Here is a 17,445-nt window from a genome sequence, read left to right on the forward strand (position 1 = left end):
CACGACCTCGCACTGGCCGATCTGCAGCAGCATCGTCGTCGCGGCCTCGCACACGACCGTGGCCATGCTGACGTCCTGGTCCAGGGTCATGGTCTCGAGGAAGGCGACGGTGACGCCGTCCTGGACCGCGTTGGTGCCGCGGTTGCACACCTCGGCGGTCAGCTCGATCTCGCCGGCCCCGAAGGAGCACAGCTCGCCGATCTCGGCGAGCTCGACGGTGAGGTCGGCGATCTGCAGGGCGCCGACGTCGCCCTGGCTGTTCTGACGCAGGTTGTTGAGGCCCGGCGTCTGCCAGTTGTTGTTGATTCGCTGCACGGGGGGACGCGGGCGTCGTCGGTGACGTGGGTGACGGAGTAGACGTGTTGGTTCCACACCGGACGAGAGTTGGCCCAGCGGTCCATCGGGTCGCGGTAGATGGCGAAGCCGGTCGAGGCCTTGAACGGGCCGCCCTCGGGGAACAGCGGGTCGGTCGCCGGGCAGCCGCCGGCCGGGGTGCGCGGGACGACGATCTCGGTGGCGAAGTCGCCGTCGACGTCGGCGATCGTCGGGTAGTCGAGGCCGGTGGCGCTCGAGGCCGGGGTGCTGAAGAGGACGGTGCCGGACTTGCCGTCGTAGACGCGGAGGTAGCACTCGTCGCGGTAGACGGCCTCGGCGTCGCCGTCGCCGTCGAAGTCGAAGATCGACGAACCCGTGGTCCTGGACGACTGGTCGTCCGAGGGCTGGGCCCACAGCACGCCGTCGGGCAGGTCCTTGGCCGCCTGCTCGGGGGCGCGTTCGCAGGTGCCGCCGGGGCGCTCGGGCGGGCTCATGCCCATGAGCGACGCCTGACAGTCGGGATCGTAGACGACGTACTGCTCGGCGCCGGCGGAGGCGAACTCGACCTGGCCGTCGCCGTCGAAGTCGCTGATCGTGATCGGGCCGCCCTCGTCGGGATCGTCGACGGGGCCGGTCTTGTAGGTCTCGATCGGGCCCCACACGACGGCGCCGTCGAGCGACTGGATGCGGATCTGGCCCTTGTCGCCGGGCGCCGACAGGACGACGACCTCGGGCTGCTGCGCCGGATCGACGCCGGGGATGTTCGAGTAGAGGCCCACGTCGGCGACGCCGGTGAAGCCGTTGAGCTGTACCTGCGGGTTGGCGACAAACCACGGCTTGTCGACCCACTCGGTGGTCACCTCGTCCCAGCCGGCGACCCGACGCGCGGTCACGAGATCCATCTGCCCGTCGAGGTCGACGTCGGCGGCGTACTCCATGCCGGTGGCCTCGCTCTTCAGCCAGGTGGTGAGCAGGCAGCCCTCGGCGTCGAAGACCTGGCGGCCGACGAGGATCTCCGGGCGGTCGTCGTCGTCGAGGTCGATGAGCAGCGGGCTGGCGAGGGTGCTGCCGCTGCTGAAGGAGAGCGCCGCGTCGTCGTTGTCGCAGTCGCGGCCGTACCACATGCGCTCGAGCACCGGCGGATCGACGGTGGAGTCGATGCGGACGGCGTAGAGCCGGACCTCGTCTCCGTCGTCGTCGGAGTTGAGGTGGTAGCTGACGAGCTCGGGGTGGCCGCCCTGCGGGACATCGCCGTCGAGGTCGCCGACCGCCCAGGTGGCGGCGTAGGCCGGGCGGTTCGTGAAGTCGGGCTCGTCGACGCCGCCGAGGCGCATCTGCTCCTCGCATGTGCGGCCGTCGAACACGCGCAGGGTGCCGAGGCGGCTGTCGTTGGCGTTGTGGAAGGTGGTGACGATGATCGAGGGCTGGAGCTTGCCCGGGTCCTTGTCGAGGTTGAGGTCGGCGATCGACGGGGTGGTGTAGATGCGGTTCGAGGCGACGGTCGGGTCGTCGGCGGCGGTGCCCGTCCACTCGCATTGCAGGGTGGGAGTGACGCCCTCGGGGATCGGGGGCTTGGTGCAGTCGGGGTCGTTGATGACGGCGGGAGGGACGTCGTAGGGGATGCACACGCCGTCGGCGTCGCAGTAGGAGTCGCCGGGGCAGTCGTCGTGGGTGAGGCAAGGACCGAGGTCGGGGATGCAGGTCTCGTACTTGCAGATGAAGTTGTCGGGGCAACCGCCGCAGGCGGGGTCACCCGTGGTGTCGACCGTGGTCGCGGTCGGGTCCGTCGCCGTGGTCGAGGTGCCGGTGGTCGGCGGGTCGACCGGGTCGGTCGTGCCGGTGTCAGGTTCGGAGGTGCCGGTGGTCGGGGGCAGCGCGGTCGTGCTGCCGGGGACCCCGGTCGGGTTGTCCGTGAGGCCGCCATCGGTGCTCGAGCCCGCCGAGGCGTTGCCGTCATCGCCGCATCCGGCCGCCCACGTCACCGCACCCACCAGGACCCACGGACTCCAACGCATTCGCATCGGCGCATCGTCGACAACGGGGCGTGCGGCGTCAAGCCGCGGCGCCGCGCGTACGCGATTTCCTGGCCCGAGGGACAGGTGATGAAGTTCCGTCGCCGGCGCCGGGGGACAGAGGCCTCGGCGGTCTCCGAGGCACCCGCAACGGGGCTCACGGCAGCTCGAGGCGAGGTACCGCGCGCGCTCTTCGTGCACCGGGGATCGAGCAGCTCGCGGGTGCTCGCCGTGCCGCAATGCAGACCGCAGGGGAGCGCCGGCAGTCCGTGTCAGGGTTGCCCGGGATGTCGGAGAGCGTTCGGCCGCGCGCCGCGGGCGAGCGCTCGCCGCACGCAAGCAGACGCACGCGAGGAGCGCGGCGAGGCGCCGGGGTTGCGGTACAGGGCGTGGCGGCTTCCCTCGAACTCGGACATGGGAGCTGCGCCTGTGACGACCCGGCATGTCCCCCGGGACATGTCCCGGCCGATGTGCCATCCTCGGCGCCATGGACGATCGCCTCGGCGCGCTGACCGACCTGTTGCAGCAGACCCCCAGCGAGGCGCTATGGGACGCGCTCTGTGAGGAGCTCGCGCGGTGGGACCCGAAGGCGCTGGCGCAGGTCGCCCTGCCGCGCGTGCAGGCGGAGCTGGAGCGCTGGCCGGACGAGGTCGAGCGGTGGGCCGACGCCGGGCCGCTGGTGACCGTGCAGCGCGTGACGGGGCCCGCGGCGCTGAAGAAGCTGGCGCAGGCGGGCCAGCCGGTGCGGTGGCTGGAGCTGCGGCTGGGCGCCGTGGGCGAGCGCGCGGTGCCGGGGCTCGTCGCCAGCCTGCAGGCGCTGCAGCCCCACGGCCTGTCGCTCGAGGTCGAGGAGGTGGACGACGGCAACGGGGTCGCGCCGCTCGCCGAGCTGGACGCGCCGCGGCTGCGCGTGTTGACGATCGAGGCGCCCGGGCTGGGCGACGCCGCGGCCGAGAACATCGCCGACAACCCGAAGCTGACCGGGCTGCGGCGCCTGTCGCTGGCCGGCTCCGGGCTCACGAGCGCGGGGGCCAAGGCGCTGGCCAAGGCGTCGCACCTGGCCAGCCTCGAAGCGCTCGACCTCGCCAACAACAAGCCGGGCGACGCGGGCCTGCGCGCGCTGCTGCAGAGCCCGCACATCGGGCGCCTGACGACGCTGTCGCTGGCCGGCTGCGGGCTCGGGCCGAAGGCCGCCCAGCTGCTGGCGCAGAGCAGCGCCGTGGCTCGATTGACGACGCTCGAGCTGGCCGACAATCGCCTCACCGCCGCGGGTCGGGCCGCCCTGGCCGCGTCGCCGCACCTCGGCGAGGCGGTCAAGCGCGCGCTGCCGGACTGACCGGCGGTTGAGAAATACCGGCGGCGCCGCCTGCGGTCGAGCTGCTGCTGCTGTCCCTGGGGCCATGTAATATGTCCCAGAGGACAGGATTCACGCTCCGTCAGCCGCGCGTCCCTGCCTCGGCCGCGTCAGTGCAACGAGTGTCCCAGGGGGAGTGTACGTGTCCCCGAGGACAGACTCCGCGCTCCGTCAGCCGCGCGTCCTTGCCTCGGCCGCGTCAGTACAACGGCTGTCCCTCGGGACGGTTTACGCGTCCCCGAGGACAGACTCCGCGATCCGTCAGTTGTGCGTCCCTGTCGGGCGCGTGGCAACGTCTGTCCCGATGGACAGATTACGTGTCCCCGAGGACAGACCCCGCGATCCGTCGGCCGCGGGGCGCCCCGGTCCGGGGCACGTCGGCTGTCCCGAGGGACATTTCACATGTCCCTCGGAAACAACTCAGCTCTTCGGCACCAGCGCGGCCGCGCGGACCGGGTCGAGGCCGGCGAGGCGGGCCAGCGCCGCGTCGACGAGCGCCTTCTCGGCGGGCTGAGCCTTCGGCGCCGCGCGCACGTGGCCCTCGAGGCAGCGGGCCGCCAGCTCCGGCTCCCACGCCTCGAGGTGTTGCCCGTCGATCTCGCCGACCAGCCCGGCGAACAGCGAGCGAGCCAGGCCGAGCTCGCCGCCGTCGAGGCAGGCCTCGGCCAGCTCGACGCGGCGGAGGAAGCGAGACCGACCACCCACAGCCGACTGCACGCGCGCGGCGCCGAGGCGCAGGCCCTCCTCGCGCTTGCCGCGGAGCAGGCCCTTGATCTGCGCGATCGCGGCGTCGTCGATCCCGCTGGCCACCGGCGCCGCGATCACGATCTGCGCCGGACCCCCGGCCCCGGCCGCCGGAGCAGCCCCGCCACCGCCGCCACCGCCGCCGCCGCCGAGCGCCTCGCGCTCGAGCAGCGCCCGGGTCGCGTCGCTGCACATCGGCACGCCCGAGTTGTCCTTGAGCTCGAAGATCTTCGGCAGGCGCGTCAGCAGGGCGCCGACCTCGGCCAGAAGGCCGCGCAGGGCCGCGTCGTGGTCGGGGCCGAGGTGCTTGAGCGCCTCGATGCTGTAGCGGTGCAGGTCGAGCGTGAACCGATTCATCGGCAGCAGCGACTCGCTGTTCTCGACCAGCTCGGGCCACTTGCCCGCGTTCATCAGCGCCTCGAGGCGGTTGCGTTCGCCCTCGGGCAGGCCGTTGATCGCCGTGTTGCCGTCGGGGCGGATCGGCGGCGGCGCGGCGATGTAGATCCACAGGCCCGAGCGCAGCAGGCGGTAGGCCAGCGCGTCGCTCGTCTTGGCCCGGCGCAGCGCGTGCCCCAGCTTGACCAACTCCTCGCCGGTGCCGCGCAGGAACTTGTCGACCGCGGCGAGGTCGGCGGTCGGCGCGGCGGCGACGGCCTTGGGCGGCTCGATGGTGACGGCCGGCTTCGGCGGGCTGGCCTGAGAGACAGGTGGCGGCGCCTGCGGGGGCGGCGGCGGAGGCGGCGGCGCCTGGGGCGGCGGCGCCGGAGCCTCGACCTTCGGCGGCGGCGGCGGCGGCGGCGGAGCGGCCGGCTTCGGCGGCTCGGGGGCGGGGATCGTCAGCAGCAGCTGATCGATCGACTGCAGCAGCGGGCGCAGGTTGGGCGCCTGGTCGGCGTAGCGGGCCCGCACCACCTGCTGCAGGCGCGTCGTGTTGTCCTTGAGCTGCTCGAGCGCCGCGCGCTCGTTCGGCTTCGGCTGCCACGCCCCCAGCTCCGGCTCGATCTGCTCGAGCACCCCGCGCAGCGCCCCCGCGCGGCCGCGCAGGCGGGCCGCCGGCGGGAACGCGGTGTCCCAGAACGCGTCGGCGACCTCGGCGAGGATCGCCACGCCGAGCGCGAGGCCGTCGATGCGCCGCGTCTTGAACCGCGCCAGCGCCTGGTGGCACGCCACCCGCAGGTCCTTCGCCTGCGTCTTCAGCACGGTGTCGGCGTTCTGCACGATCCCGGCCCAGTCGATCGCCCCGCCGGTCGGCGACTGCAGCTTGTCGATCTCGGCCAGGATCGCCTGGTACTCGCCCGACTCGGTCGGGTCGCGGCCCGCCGGGTTGGCGCCGGCGATCGGCGCGAGCCACGGCCCGGCGATGTCCTTCGGGGTCGGCTTGGCGGGCGGCGGCGGCGGCTCGGGCGCGGCGACCGGCGGCGGCGCGGCGGGCGTCGCAGCTGCGGCAGCCGGAGCGGCGGCCGGGGGCGGCGCTGCGGCTGTCTGCGAGGACATGTCCGGAGAGACCTGTCCCGAAGGCGCTTCGGGCTGCGGCTCGGCCTTGGGCTCGGGCGGCAGGGTCGCCTGGATGCTGTCGAGGAGGTCGCTCCACTCCTTGAAGGAGGGCACGTGGTCGCCGAGCTTGTCGCGGGCGCGGCCGCGGAGCTGCTTGCTGGCGGTGACGAGGGCGGTGATCGCCGCGCGGTCGGACACCTGCGGGGTGTAGCTCTGCAGCGCCGAGGCGGCGTGCTCGAGCAGCCACTTGAGCGCGGTGCCGCGGCCCTTGGCGCGGGCGACCGGCGGGTACATCGTGTCCCAGAAGCGGTCGAACAGGCCGTCGACGACGAGGACGGCGACGGCGAGGCCGTGGATCCCGCGGGTCTTGTGCAGGGCGAAGCCGAAGTAGGCGGCGACGAGGAGGTCCTTGGCGACCTTGCCGAGGATCTCGCGGCCCAGGCTCTCGACGCGCGGCCACACGACGGCCTCGCCGATCGGCGAGTTCTCCTTGTCGACCTCGACCCGCAGCTCCTGGTAGCGCTCGTCGGTGCTGGGGTTCTTGCCGCCGGGCTCGGCGGCGGAGATGGGCGCGAGCAGGGCCTCGGCCTCCTTGATGAACACCTCGGCGATCGCCACGGCTCCCTCCTATTCCCCTCGGCTCACTCGCGCGAACCCTGGCTCTTCTCCAGCCGCCCGAGCAGCGACAGCGTGAACGAGGCGCTGTTGTGCGTGAGGTGCGGCTGCAGCAGCAGTTGACAGCGGTACCAGCCGGTCTGGCCCTCGACCGACTCGACCTTGATCGAGGCCTTGCGCAGCGGCTTCCTCGCCCGCGTCTCCCAGTGCGGGTTCTCGACGTCGGACACGAAGCCGCGCAGCCAGTCGGTCAGCTCCTTCTGCAGGGTCTGACGGCTGTCCCACTGGCCGAGGCGCTCGCTCTGCACGCGCTTGATGTAGTGCGACAGCCGGCACACCAGGAACATGTACGGCAGCTGGGCGCCGAGCCGCTCCGAGGCCTGGGCCGCGCGGCCCTCCTCGGTGTCGGCGTACTTGCGCGGCTTCTGCGTCGACGAGGCCGAGTGGATCATCGCCCCGCCGGAGGCGCGGTCGTAGACGAGGGCGATGAAGCCCTCCTCGCTGAGCATGTGCTCGATGCGGCTGGTGACCAGGCACTCGAACGGGCAGCGCGGCGCGAGGCCCGGCATCGACGGGAAGCCGATCTGCGTCAGCCCCTCGATCATCCCGCCGGCGCGCGAGCCGATGATGTACACGCACCAGCGCGTGCGCGCGAAGCTGTCGATCGCCCGCACCGCGAACGCGAACGAGGCCCGGCCCCACAAGTAGTGGTCGTGGTCGTCCTCGACGCGCTCGCGGTAGCGCAGCGGCATGAACGGGTCGCCGTCGACGCGGTACGGCACGCGCAGCAGGAACCGCGGCAGGCACAGGCCGACGTAGCGCGCGTCCTCGGTGTCGCGGAAGGCGTGCCACAGGCGGTAGCGCGGGCCGCCGAGGATCGCCCGCAGGTCGCGGACGCGCGGCATCTGGTCCAGACACTCGAGGCCGAAGAAGCCGGCCGCGGCGTTGGCGATGAACGGCGAGTGGGACATCGCCGCGACCGCGGCGCACTGGCGCAGCAGGCCGAGGTCCTCGGCGCCCGGGCCGAAGTCGTAGTCGGCGCAGATGAGCCCGTACGGCTTGCCGCCGAACGTCGCGTACGCGCTCGAGTACACCAGGCGGTACAGGCCCGACTGCGGGATCTCCGGCGCGTCGGCGAAGTCGTCGGCCAGCTCCTGCTTCGTCACGCTCACCAGCTCGATGAACGTGTTGTCGCCCTCGCGCACGTGGTCGACCACGAACCGCAGCCCGCGCCACGCCGACTCGAGCGCCTGCACGTTCGGGTGGTGGATGATCTGGTCGAGCTGCCGGGTCAGTCGGCGGTCGAGCTCGGCGATCATGCTGTCGACGTGGACCGCGTCGACCTGCTCCGGCGCGCGCCAGGCCGCCGTGCGGGCCAGCCCGGCGAGCACCGTCTTGAGCCCGCGACGGACCCTGGGGCGGTCGCTCTCGGGCACGCCCTCGAGCAGCGCTTCGAGCACCGTCGCCACGGTCAGCTGCCTCCGCAGGGCGTCATGTTGGTGAACAGGCGCTTCGGCGGCAGCACGTCGGCGGCGCGGACCAGCGACAGGAACTGCTTGCTGCCGTTCGGCAGGCCGAAGAACGCGGTGCCGCCGCGGACCCGGCGCGGCCGCACGCGCACGTCGAGCTGGCCGAGGTTGTACGACGTCATGTCGAAGCGGAAGTTGACGACCTCGTCGCCCTTGAACTCCGGCACCGCCGACGGCGGCTTCTCGAGCAGCTCGAACAGGCCCCACTCGCCGGACATGGCGAGCACCTTGTTGGTCTGGCGGCCGTAGGCCTTGAGCGACGCGCCGTGCTCCTCCTTGCCGGGCCAGCGCATGAGCGTCGGCTTCTCGTTGCCGCACGCGAACTCGATCTTCTTGCCCTCGACGGTGACCTCGACCTTGCTGACCTGCGGGTTGCAGGCGAGGATGAGCTCGAAGTCGACGCGCAGCTCCTCATTTTGGAAGAACACCGTGCCGATGTCCTGGGCGCGGTTGAGGAAGCGGATCACGCCGGGGTCGAGCTTGGGCCCGTCGTTGCGGCCGCGGTCGCGCAGCTCGACGGTGTTGCCCTCGAGCACGACGTAGCCGGACAGGAGCTCCTCGCGGGCCTTGCGGATGAAGCCGTTCTCGGGGTGGAAGAACTCCTCGAAGTCGGCCACGGCCGCGTCGCTGCGCGAGTCGGCGGCGAACGGGTAGCGGCCGTCGAAGCGCTCGTACATCGGGTCGACGATGCGCGCGCACCAGTCGGCCACCGCGCCGGTGCCCTGGTCGCGGACCAGCATGCGCAGCAGCTCCTCGAGCGGCGTGACCAGCAGCTTGGTCGTGCCCGCCGTCCAGGTGTCGAGCTCGGCGTCCTGCACGAGCGACTTGGTGAAGTCGATCGCGCCGCGCAGCTGCTCGACCAGCGCCTTCTCCTCCTCCTTGTTCTCGAGCGCCTTGCCGATCGCGTCGCGCAGCTCCTTGAGCCGCCCGTGGTACTGGTCGAGCCCGGCGGTGCCCTCCTTGCCCTCGGGGGCGACGCCGAAGAGCACCAGGCGCGCGAACTCCTTGCGCACCGCGTCGGCCTTGACGAGCCCGCCGGTGTTCTTGTCCTTGTCCTTGCTCAGCAGGGCCAGCAGCGACTTGCTGTCGCCGTACTCGTAGTCGTCGGTGATCTCGGTGTGGCGCTTGAGCTCCGCGAACACCCGCCACAGCGGCAGGCGCGGGCCCTTGACCAGCTCGCCCATCAGCCGCTTGCCCTCGTCGAGGCTGGTCGGCGGGGCGATCCGCGTGCGCTGGATGAAGCGGCGCCACTCCTCCGTGTACATCTTGAAGTACTCGGTCCGCATCTCGGCGCCGCGCCGGCGCTGGCGCTGGCTGGCCTGGGCCTGGTCGAGCCCGAGCACCCACGAGTCGGCCTCGAGCGCGCTCGCCAGCTCGCGCTTGACGTAGGCCCAGCCCTCGATCGTGAACGCCGCCCGCACCTCGGTGCCGTCGTTCTCGAGGTCCGGCAGGCCGGTCAGCGTGCGCAGGTTGATCTTCGACAGCTCCTGGATGCCGTTGACCTCGTCGACGATCTTGTCGACCTCGGCGCGCACCGAGTCCTCGCGCTTGAGGATCTCCTGCACCTGCTCGATGAGCGGCGCGTCGCGCGGCAGGGTGAAGTCGCTGTCCTGGGCGAGGTCGATGTACTTGTCGACCGCGCGCTCGATCGCCGCGTACTCGGCGGTGCCGGTCTGCGTGCGCGCGCTGCCGGACCAGCGGATCCGCAGCGTCTCGCGCAGGAACTTCGACTCCTGCGAGATCGGCTGCATCTCGTAGTTCTTCTTGTCGCCGGTGACGAGCAGGTAGAACCGCAGCGACAGCCGGTTGCGGATCCGGTCCTCGATGTCGGGGATCAGCTCCGGCGACTCGAAGCGGGCCGCGAAGTCACGCAGCTCGGCCTCGGCCTTGTCGCGCAGGGTCGAGGTCACGCCGGCGAACATCGCCTTCTTGTAGAAGGTGCGCAGCGGCGGCACGACCTCGTCGCGGAACAGGCCCCACTCGCGCACGTCGTCGCGGTCGTCGCCGCTCTCGTCCTCCCAGCGGGCCAGGAGCTCGCGCAGCGGCACGATCTTGCCGCTCTCGACCGGGACGCGCCGACGCCCGCCGAGCTCGGCCGCGGCCGCGGCGCTGGCGTCGGCGGTCTGCTGGTTGAGCTCGCGGTTGCGGCCGGCCGCGCCGGCCGAGTCGAGCGCGACGTAGAGGCCGACCAGGCCGAGCGACGCGCCGACGACGACCCGCTTGATCGTCGACCGCTGCAGCGCGCGGGTGGTCCGGCGGGCCAGGCCGCCGGCGCGCAGCACGTGGGTGCCGACCAGCTCCTCGGCGAAGATCCGCTTGCTCGGCGCCGGGTCGGCCGCGGGCGGGGTGAAGTTGCCGCGTGTCTTTTTGGCCAGGTTCTCGAGGACCGCGTCGACGACCGGCTCGCCGTCCTGCATCGCGCTGGTGAGGAACACGCCGCGCAGGCGCACCGGGTCGCCGCCGCGGGCCGCGAGCACGCGCTGGGCGACGGCGGCCAGCGGCTCCTGCATGCCGGCGACCTGCTGCACGAGGGTGTAGATCCGGCTCTGGCGCGGCGGGTCGGGCTCGCGGAAGCGGCTGAGCAGGCGCAGGGCCCGGCGGTCGAGCCAGCCGGCCAGCGCGTCGAAGCGCGAGCGCAGCTCCTTGACCGCGAGCTCCTCGCTGCGGCCGTCGGGCAGCTCGAAGCCCAGCGGCGCGCTCAGGTTCTCGAACGCGGCGAGCACGTCGCCGAAGCCCGACAGGCGGTCGAGGCGGGTGACGACCAGGAACACCGGCACGTGGACCTGCAGGTTCGTCACGAGGTCCGAGACCTCGGCGGCGAGCAGGTCGCCGATCTCGCCGGCGCGGGCGATCGGGTCGGCCGCGGTGACGAGGTCGTCGGCGGCGACGCACAGCACGATCGCGTGCAGCGGCTGGCTGCGCTTGTTCAGCAGCTTGAGCTCCGCGAGCCACGACTTGCGCAGGTCCTCGCGGTGCGCGAGCGCGTGCGGGACCTCGACGAACACCGCCTGGCCCGGGGCGCTGAACAGCCGCGGACGGTCCTCCGGCGCCGCGCTGGCGTCGGCGCCCTTGACCGGGCCGTTGTGGTCGTACTCCGGCAGGCGCTTCGGGTGCGGCCCGCCGAGCAGGCGCGTCTTGCCCTGGCCCTGCAGGCCGAGCACCGCCACCCACGGCGTGTCGGCGCGGGCGCTGACCAGGCGCGGCCGCGCCGGCGCCGTCGACTTCTGGTGGCGCTCGACGTGCTTGATGGTGGCCGCGACGTCGCGCAGCCGGTTGTCGAAGTCGAGCTGCTCCTGGCTGGCCTTCGGGTTGGCCTTGTCGACCGCCGCCTTCTTGGCCCGCAAGAAGTTGATGAAGGTGACGATGCCGGCGATGAGGACGACGACCGCCATCAGCGCCGCCGTCCACCACACGTACTCCTGCGGCAGCCGGAGGTAGCGGACCGCGGCGACGACGGCGGCGATCGCCGCGCCGGCGAACGTCAGGACGTAGATCATCCCCTTCACGGCACGCCCTCCTGCAGCCGACCCGCCAGCGCCTCGGCGTCCTCGGACAGCTCGCTCTCGTAGCCGCACAGCAGCGCGACCGAGAACAGCAGCGCGATCGCGCCGATCCAGACGGCGAGGTTACTGGTGCGGCTCGGACGCTTCCACTCGGCCTCGGCCGGCGGCGGCAGCCCGTCCTCGAGCGCGAGCCGGTCCTTCAGCTTGTCGCCGACGCGGCGGCACAACTCGTCGAAGCCGCGCTCGTTCGACCGCGCCACGTACTTGCCGCGGAAGCCGAGGAACAGGCAGGTCGCGTACACCTGCAGCACGTCGAGCGCGTCCTCGTCGTCGCGGCGGGCGCCGAGCAGCTTCTCGAGGTGGACGAAGAAGTTCTCGCCGGCCCGGACCTCGTTGAAGTAGTCGCGCTGCAGCAGGTGGTCGACCCAGAAGTCGGCGACCGGACCCGGGGTGGCCTGGGCGACCTCGTCGATGAAGGCGACCAGCGCGTACTTGATGAGCCGGGCGTTCTCGGCCCCGAACCCGGCCTTGCGCGCCGCGGCCTCGGTGCTCTCGACCTGGTCGACCGCGCTGCGGTGGAGCGTCGCCACGTCGGCGACGCCCTCCGGCTGATTCAGCAGGAGCGCGTGGTCGAAGCAGACCCGCGTCACCTCGTAGATCCGGTGCATGCGCTAGTCCTCCCGCGCCAAGATCCCCATGAGCGTGACCTTGGCCCGCCGCGGGTCGTAGGGCGGCTTGATGTAGATGGCGATGGTCCGCTCGTTGAGGATCTCGCGCCAGTGGGGATCGTCGGTGGTGACCATGAAGTAGACCTGCCGCGGGCGGATCGGGATCTCCGGCGGCGGGCGGTGGGCGGTCTTCAGCGGCACGCCGAGCACGTTGTTCTTCACGACCAGCGGGATGCGCTTCCAGCTGGCGATCTTGGCCAGCTCGGGCACCTCGTTGGCGACCTGCTGCTGCTCGCCCTCGGCCTCGACCGCGAGCACCCACTGCGTGCAGCGCTGCAGGCGATCGTCGCGCAGCTCGCCGATCCACGAGTTGTCCTGGCGGGCCCGCAGCGGCACCGTCACGAACGCCTCCTGGATCACGAGGCCCAGGAGCCGCTTGATCTCGTTCGTCAGCTTGCCGAACGCGCCCTGCAGGTCGTTGTACTGGAACGCCGGCAGCTCGGCCGGGTCGCCCTCCGACGAGAACGTCATCAGCGCGCCGCACAGCCGCGACAGCTCGACGTACACCGGCCACGGCGACGTCGCCGGCGCCTCGCTGAAGTGCTTGAGCACCGGGATCGCCCCGCTCAAGGTCTGCAGGAAGAGGTAGCGGGTGATGTCCTGGGCGTTGAACTCGATGCGCACGCCGTCGCGGGTGCGCCGCTCCTCGGCGAGGCGGCGCCGCTTGGTCACCGACAGGCTGAGCAGGTCCTGCAGCGAGGCGAGCAGCGCCGGCGCGGCGCCGATCGTCAGGCACGGCGGGATGTACTCGTCGTTGAGGCGGAAGCCGCCGGTCTCGTCGCGCACGATCTCCGCGACCTTGATCGCGGCGTAGTCGTCGCGCGGCTCGCTGCCGAACAGCAGCACCAGGTTCGGCTCGCTGAACTGCAGCTCGCGCTCGCTGCGGGCCAGCGTCAGGTCGAACACGTTGCGCGTGACCGTCTTGTAGCGCTGCAGCCCCGCGGTGACCTCGGCGCCGGCGTAGTTGGCCACGCCCTCGCGCAGGGTCGGCAGCGCCAGGAACACCTCGACCGAGCGCATGCTCGGCGGGAAGGCCGGGCCGATCGGGCGGCTCGCCGGGCGGCTCTGGCTGGTCGCCTCGAACATCACGGCGGTGCCGTCGGGCAGGACGCCGCGGAAGGCGGTGAGCGCCAGCTGGCCCGCCTTGATCGCGCCGGCGTCGAACGAGATCGCCGCGACGCCCCAGGAGAGCGCGGTCATCACCCCCAGCCGCGCCGCCAGGTTCTGCTCGTGATACAGGTCCTGCTGCTGCATGTGCTGCGGGCACAGCAGCATCCCCTCGTTCCACACGGGTCGTCCGCTCAGCATCGCAAAATCCTCTCCAGTCCTAGCGTCCGGGCAGCTTCGGGGCGGTCGGCGCCGTCGGCTTCGACGGCATGCTCGGGGTCGACGGGGCGCTCGGAGTCGACGGGGTCGACGGCGTCGTCGGGGTCTTCGGCGTCTGCGGCGTCTTCGGCACCTTCGGCACCTCGGCCTTCTTTTTCTTCTTCTTCGGCTTCTTCTTGGCCGTCGACGGCGCCGCGCACACCGTCTCGAAGGTCGACAGCTCGAAGCCCGACGGCGCGAACGCCCCGCCGGTCAGCTCGCTGCGCTCGAGCGAGACGTAAAGGCACGGCAGCCGCGGCTCCTCGTCCTCGGCCACCGCGGCGCACTGGTCCTCGCGGGTGTTCGGCGGCACCGCCATCGAGGCGTACCAGGCCGAGCCGATCTTCTCGCGGAACTGGGCCACCACCACCAGGTGCGTGGTGTTCGGCTTGAGCGCGATGGTCATCTTGTCGCGCGTCAGCTTGTCGGCCGTCGACGGGTAGGCGACCAGCTCGCGCTTGTCGACGTACTCGTCGCCGAACACCTTCTCGCCCTCGGTCGCGATCGCGTCGGGGTCGAGCGGCTGATCGAGGCTGGTGATGCCCTTCAGCTGGTAGACCACCAGCGTCGTCGGCCACGACTCGCCGCCCTCGCCGACGTTGACCACGTCGGACACCTGGACCAGCGCCTGTACGCCCGGCTGGGCCTCGCACGGCGGCTTCGACTCGTCACCGGCCCGGCAGCCGAACGCCGCCGCGGCCAACACCAGCGCCGCGGGCCACACGACCGCCGACGGCACCCTTCCCTCGCGCCCTGTCACAGCGGCGAACTTAGCAGAAACCGCCGCAGCTCTAGCACGACGATTCGCCGTGCTCGATGCCGCTCACGCGCCGCACGGGCGCGAGCGCGTCACACCAGCGTGGGTGTGACACCGGTCGACTGCAGCGGCGACTCGTCGTCGCCGCGCGCGAACAGCTCCACGAGATCGCCGCGCCGCAACTCCGCCACCTGCGCGACGATATCGCGCCCCGACAGCGAGCGACGCAGCGCCACCACCACGTCGAAGCAGCCCGCCACGTAGGCCCGCAGGTGCGCCGGATCGGCGCCCGCCGACGTCAGCGCCAGCGTCGCCTGCATCCGCTCGAGCCCGACCTCGACGTTGTCGGCCGCGAGCACCGCGATCGTCGCCCCGCCGGGGCGCCTCGCCGTCGCGCACAGCTCCGCGACCTCGACCCCGCCGACGTCCTGTACGAACAGAAAGTCGGGTCGCATCCGCGCCGCGCTGCGCACCGCCGCGGCGGCGTCGCGCCCCGCGTCGAGGACGATCGCCCGGCTCGCCAGCGCCGCCGGCACCGGGCCGCGGTGGACCACGACCACCCGGACGTCGCCCGGCAGCTCCGTCGCCATCGCCCCGAGCAGCGCGCCCGCGTCGGCGCGGGTCGATGAACACACAAGGAAATTGAGGCGCTGCCGCAGCGCCGCGCCCAGCATCTCGGCGGCCGCGGGCGACAGCGTCTTGCGCTCGCCGAGCTGCGTCAGCGACAGCGTGTCGCCCGCCGCGCGGCTCAGCACCAAGATCGTCCCGGCGGCGGCGATCGGCCGCCCGACGGCGTGCACGACCACGCCGGCCTCGGTGACGCCGTCGACGATCGGCGCCGTCGTGGTCGTGCGCGTGCCGATCAGCCGCTCGAGCGCCAGGCCGACCGCCTGCTCGCACGAGAAGCGGGCCGGGTGACGCGAGCGCTGCTCGCCGCGCCGGACCTCGATGTGGCTCGCGCCGGAGACCAGCACCTCCGACACCGCGGCGTCGGCGAGGATGTCGTCGAGCGGACCGGTGCCCGCGACCTCCTGCGCCAACCAGTCGATCCACTGCCGCCGCTGGCGGGGGTCGGCCATCGTCAGCGTGCGCTCGACGATCTCGCGCGCGGCCGCGAGCGCGCGGACCCGCGCCTGCGGCCCCGGGGGCTCGCCGAGCAGCGCCTCCGAGGTCTGGCGGAACGCCAGCGCGAGCGCGTCGTCGAGCGTGCGCGGCGGTTCGGGATCGGGCTCGGTGCGGCGCGGCGCGACGGCGGTGCGGCGCATATCCGCGCCGTAGGGCCGGGCCGGCGCGTCGGAGGTGTCGGGGGAGATCCGGAACGATCCGCTGCCCGGCGGGCCGACCTGCTCGACCATGCGCACGGGCACGTCCTGCGCCGCGATCGGGTCGGCGGGGGTCGGCTCGGCCGAGCCGAGCATCAGGTCGGGCGGCTCGCCGATCGGCTCCGGCCCGCCCTGGAACTCGTCGTACTCGCCCGGCTCCTGGCCCTCGCCGTAGGCCTGCGGGTCCTCGAAGTCGGGCCCCGCCGAGTACGACTCCTGGACCTCGTGGCCCTCCTCGGCCCGCTCGAAGTGGAGCGTGAACACGCCGATGTCGACGGCGTCGTGCGGCGCGAGCACCACCGGGCCGCGCACCATCTCGCCGTTGACGAAGGTGCCGTTGGTCGAGTTGTTGTCGACCAGCACGATGCCCTCTTCGTTCTCGATCACACGGGCGTGGACGCTGGACACGCGGTTGTTCGGCAGCACCACGTGGTTGCGATCGACGCGACCGACCGTGATCTGCGGCAGCGTGAACTCGTGAACCTCGTCCTGGCTGGAGTCTTGGCGGCGGATCGTGACGCGGATCATCAGTGGTTGCTCCCGCGCGCGCGGCGGCCTGCTCGACATGATTGACTCGAGTCGGGCGGGAAGGTAAGGCCTATGGTACCCATGAGCCAGGTGGAGCGGCACATGAATCTGCGGGCGCCTTCGAACTCCGTCCTTCGAGGCAAGCTCGCCTGGTGTCGACCCCTGGCGGTGCTCCTCCTCACGGCTCTGACCGTGAGCGCATGCGCTCGCCGGCTCGATCTCACTCCCGGCGAGCTCGGACGCATCAAAGAGAAGGACTCCGAGCTCAAGACCCTGCGCGTGGTCCCCAACAAGAAGCTCATCTCGATCTACCGCGAGTCGTCGGTCAATCAGAGCTACGACGTCACCAAGCGCAAGATCACCGAGCGCGGCGCCTACCGCCCGCTCGAGCGCATCATCGGCAAGAACACCCCCGGCAAGGTCCTCTCGACCACCGAGCACAACGGCATGCCGGTGCTGTGGGTCAGCTTCGACAACGAGTGCGAGGACACCGCCTGCGCCTACGCCTTCGCCCAGACGGAGCTCGATCGCTACACCCTCATCAAGGTGCCCGACCGCGAGAAGTTCGACGAGCCGGTCAGCTACCGCCGCAACACCTTCAAGCGCAACCAGCTGCGCTACACCAAGCAGCGCTCGCTCGCCGAGGCCAACGAGGTGTTCGCGGTGGTCCGCAAGTCCGGCAAGGTCCTCACGATCGACCTGCAGATCCGCAAGGACACCTACCGCCCGACCCGCTCCGCCGTCGAGCGCGCCGGCGGCGCCGACTGAACCTGTCCGCGAGGACAGCTCGCACCCGGCCCGCGCGATCGCCTGACCATCGAGTCAGGTGGTCGCGCGCCCGCGATCGCCCGGACATCTGCCCGCCGCGGGCCTCTCGCGGTAGATCTGCTCCCGCGCCGAAGCGCCCGTTCGATCGGCAGGGCGAACCCCAGTTCGCCGGAGCGCGTCGTCTCCACCCGGTCCGAGCGTCGATCTCCTCGGCCGCGTTGCCGTCGCTGTCGATCACGGGCATCGAGACGTCGGCACCACGCCCCGGACACCGACGTCCCCGCAGCGCCGCAGTCGTCCCCGCCCGTGCCCGTCGGTCCGAGTGACAGACCGAATCATGTCCCTCGAGACATGTTCGAGAGGACATGACCTCCGGATCCAGAAGTCGCGCCCCTCATCACCCGTGACGGG

General features: G+C 71.9%; 10 protein-coding genes. 2 read left to right on the plus strand and 8 right to left on the minus strand.

Going from position 1 to position 17,445, the window contains the following annotated elements:
- Nucleotides 1-158: 158 nt before the first annotated feature.
- Nucleotides 159-2,297, minus strand: a complete 2,139-nt coding sequence (locus OV079_RS27215) for an FG-GAP-like repeat-containing protein (protein ID WP_267771848.1) — start codon at nt 2,295-2,297, stop codon at nt 159-161.
- A 517-nt stretch (nt 2,298-2,814) separates the two neighbouring features.
- Here OV079_RS27215 and OV079_RS27220 point away from each other — a divergent pair.
- On the plus strand, nt 2,815-3,663 hold the full coding sequence (locus tag OV079_RS27220) for a leucine-rich repeat domain-containing protein (RefSeq protein WP_267771849.1): 849 nt from the start codon (nt 2,815-2,817) through the stop codon (nt 3,661-3,663).
- A gap of 438 nt (nt 3,664-4,101) precedes the next feature.
- On the opposite strand, the gene tssA is transcribed toward OV079_RS27220, so the two are convergent.
- The 7 genes from tssA to OV079_RS27255 form a co-directional block, all read right to left on the minus strand.
- The gene (gene tssA, locus OV079_RS27225; RefSeq protein WP_267771850.1) at nt 4,102-6,537 is read right to left on the minus strand and encodes a type VI secretion system protein TssA; all 2,436 of its coding nucleotides are present in this window, start codon (nt 6,535-6,537) and stop codon (nt 4,102-4,104) included.
- Between the two features lie 23 nt (nt 6,538-6,560).
- Nucleotides 6,561-8,003, minus strand: coding sequence for a type VI secretion system contractile sheath large subunit (gene tssC / locus OV079_RS27230; RefSeq protein ID WP_267771851.1), 1,443 nt, complete (start codon nt 8,001-8,003; stop codon nt 6,561-6,563).
- Between the two features lie 2 nt (nt 8,004-8,005).
- On the minus strand, nt 8,006-11,560 hold the full coding sequence (locus OV079_RS27235; protein ID WP_267778649.1) for a type VI secretion protein IcmF/TssM N-terminal domain-containing protein: 3,555 nt from the start codon (nt 11,558-11,560) through the stop codon (nt 8,006-8,008).
- A gap of 5 nt (nt 11,561-11,565) precedes the next feature.
- Nucleotides 11,566-12,234 (minus strand): DotU family type IV/VI secretion system protein, encoded by a 669-nt coding sequence (locus OV079_RS27240; protein WP_267771852.1) that lies wholly within the window; start codon nt 12,232-12,234, stop codon nt 11,566-11,568.
- 3 nt (nt 12,235-12,237) lie between these two features.
- Entirely contained in the window at nt 12,238-13,602 is a 1,365-nt protein-coding gene (gene tssK / locus OV079_RS27245; RefSeq protein WP_267710389.1) for a type VI secretion system baseplate subunit TssK, read from the minus strand.
- Between the two features lie 19 nt (nt 13,603-13,621).
- Nucleotides 13,622-14,419 carry a type VI secretion system lipoprotein TssJ gene (gene tssJ, locus OV079_RS27250; RefSeq protein ID WP_267771853.1) on the minus strand — a complete coding sequence of 266 codons (798 nt, stop codon included), beginning with the start codon at nt 14,417-14,419 and terminating at the stop codon, nt 13,622-13,624.
- An 89-nt stretch (nt 14,420-14,508) separates the two neighbouring features.
- Nucleotides 14,509-16,266 (minus strand): FHA domain-containing protein, encoded by a 1,758-nt coding sequence (locus tag OV079_RS27255; RefSeq protein WP_267771854.1) that lies wholly within the window; start codon nt 16,264-16,266, stop codon nt 14,509-14,511.
- Between the two features lie 192 nt (nt 16,267-16,458).
- On the opposite strand from OV079_RS27255, the gene OV079_RS27260 reads away from it, so the two are divergent.
- Entirely contained in the window at nt 16,459-17,034 is a 576-nt protein-coding gene (locus OV079_RS27260; RefSeq protein WP_267710392.1) for a hypothetical protein, read from the plus strand.
- The last annotated feature ends 411 nt before the right edge of the window (nt 17,035-17,445 follow it).

Origin of the sequence: Nannocystis pusilla, assembly GCF_026626665.1 — a bacterium.
In the GTDB taxonomy this organism is placed as follows: Bacteria; Myxococcota_A; Polyangia; order Nannocystales; family Nannocystaceae; genus Nannocystis; species Nannocystis pusilla.

What these genes read in the sequence shown, in the direction of transcription:
- tssK (WP_267710389.1), bottom strand. Translation starts at nt 13,602, where the DNA reads ATGCTGAGCGGACGACCCGTGTGGAACGAGGGGATGCTGCTGTGCCCG.
- OV079_RS27235 (WP_267778649.1), bottom strand. Translation starts at nt 11,560, where the DNA reads ATGATCTACGTCCTGACGTTCGCCGGCGCGGCGATCGCCGCCGTCGTC.
- OV079_RS27220 (WP_267771849.1), top strand. Translation starts at nt 2,815, where the DNA reads ATGGACGATCGCCTCGGCGCGCTGACCGACCTGTTGCAGCAGACCCCC.
- OV079_RS27240 (WP_267771852.1), bottom strand. Translation starts at nt 12,234, where the DNA reads ATGCACCGGATCTACGAGGTGACGCGGGTCTGCTTCGACCACGCGCTC.
- OV079_RS27255 (WP_267771854.1), bottom strand. Translation starts at nt 16,266, where the DNA reads ATGATCCGCGTCACGATCCGCCGCCAAGACTCCAGCCAGGACGAGGTT.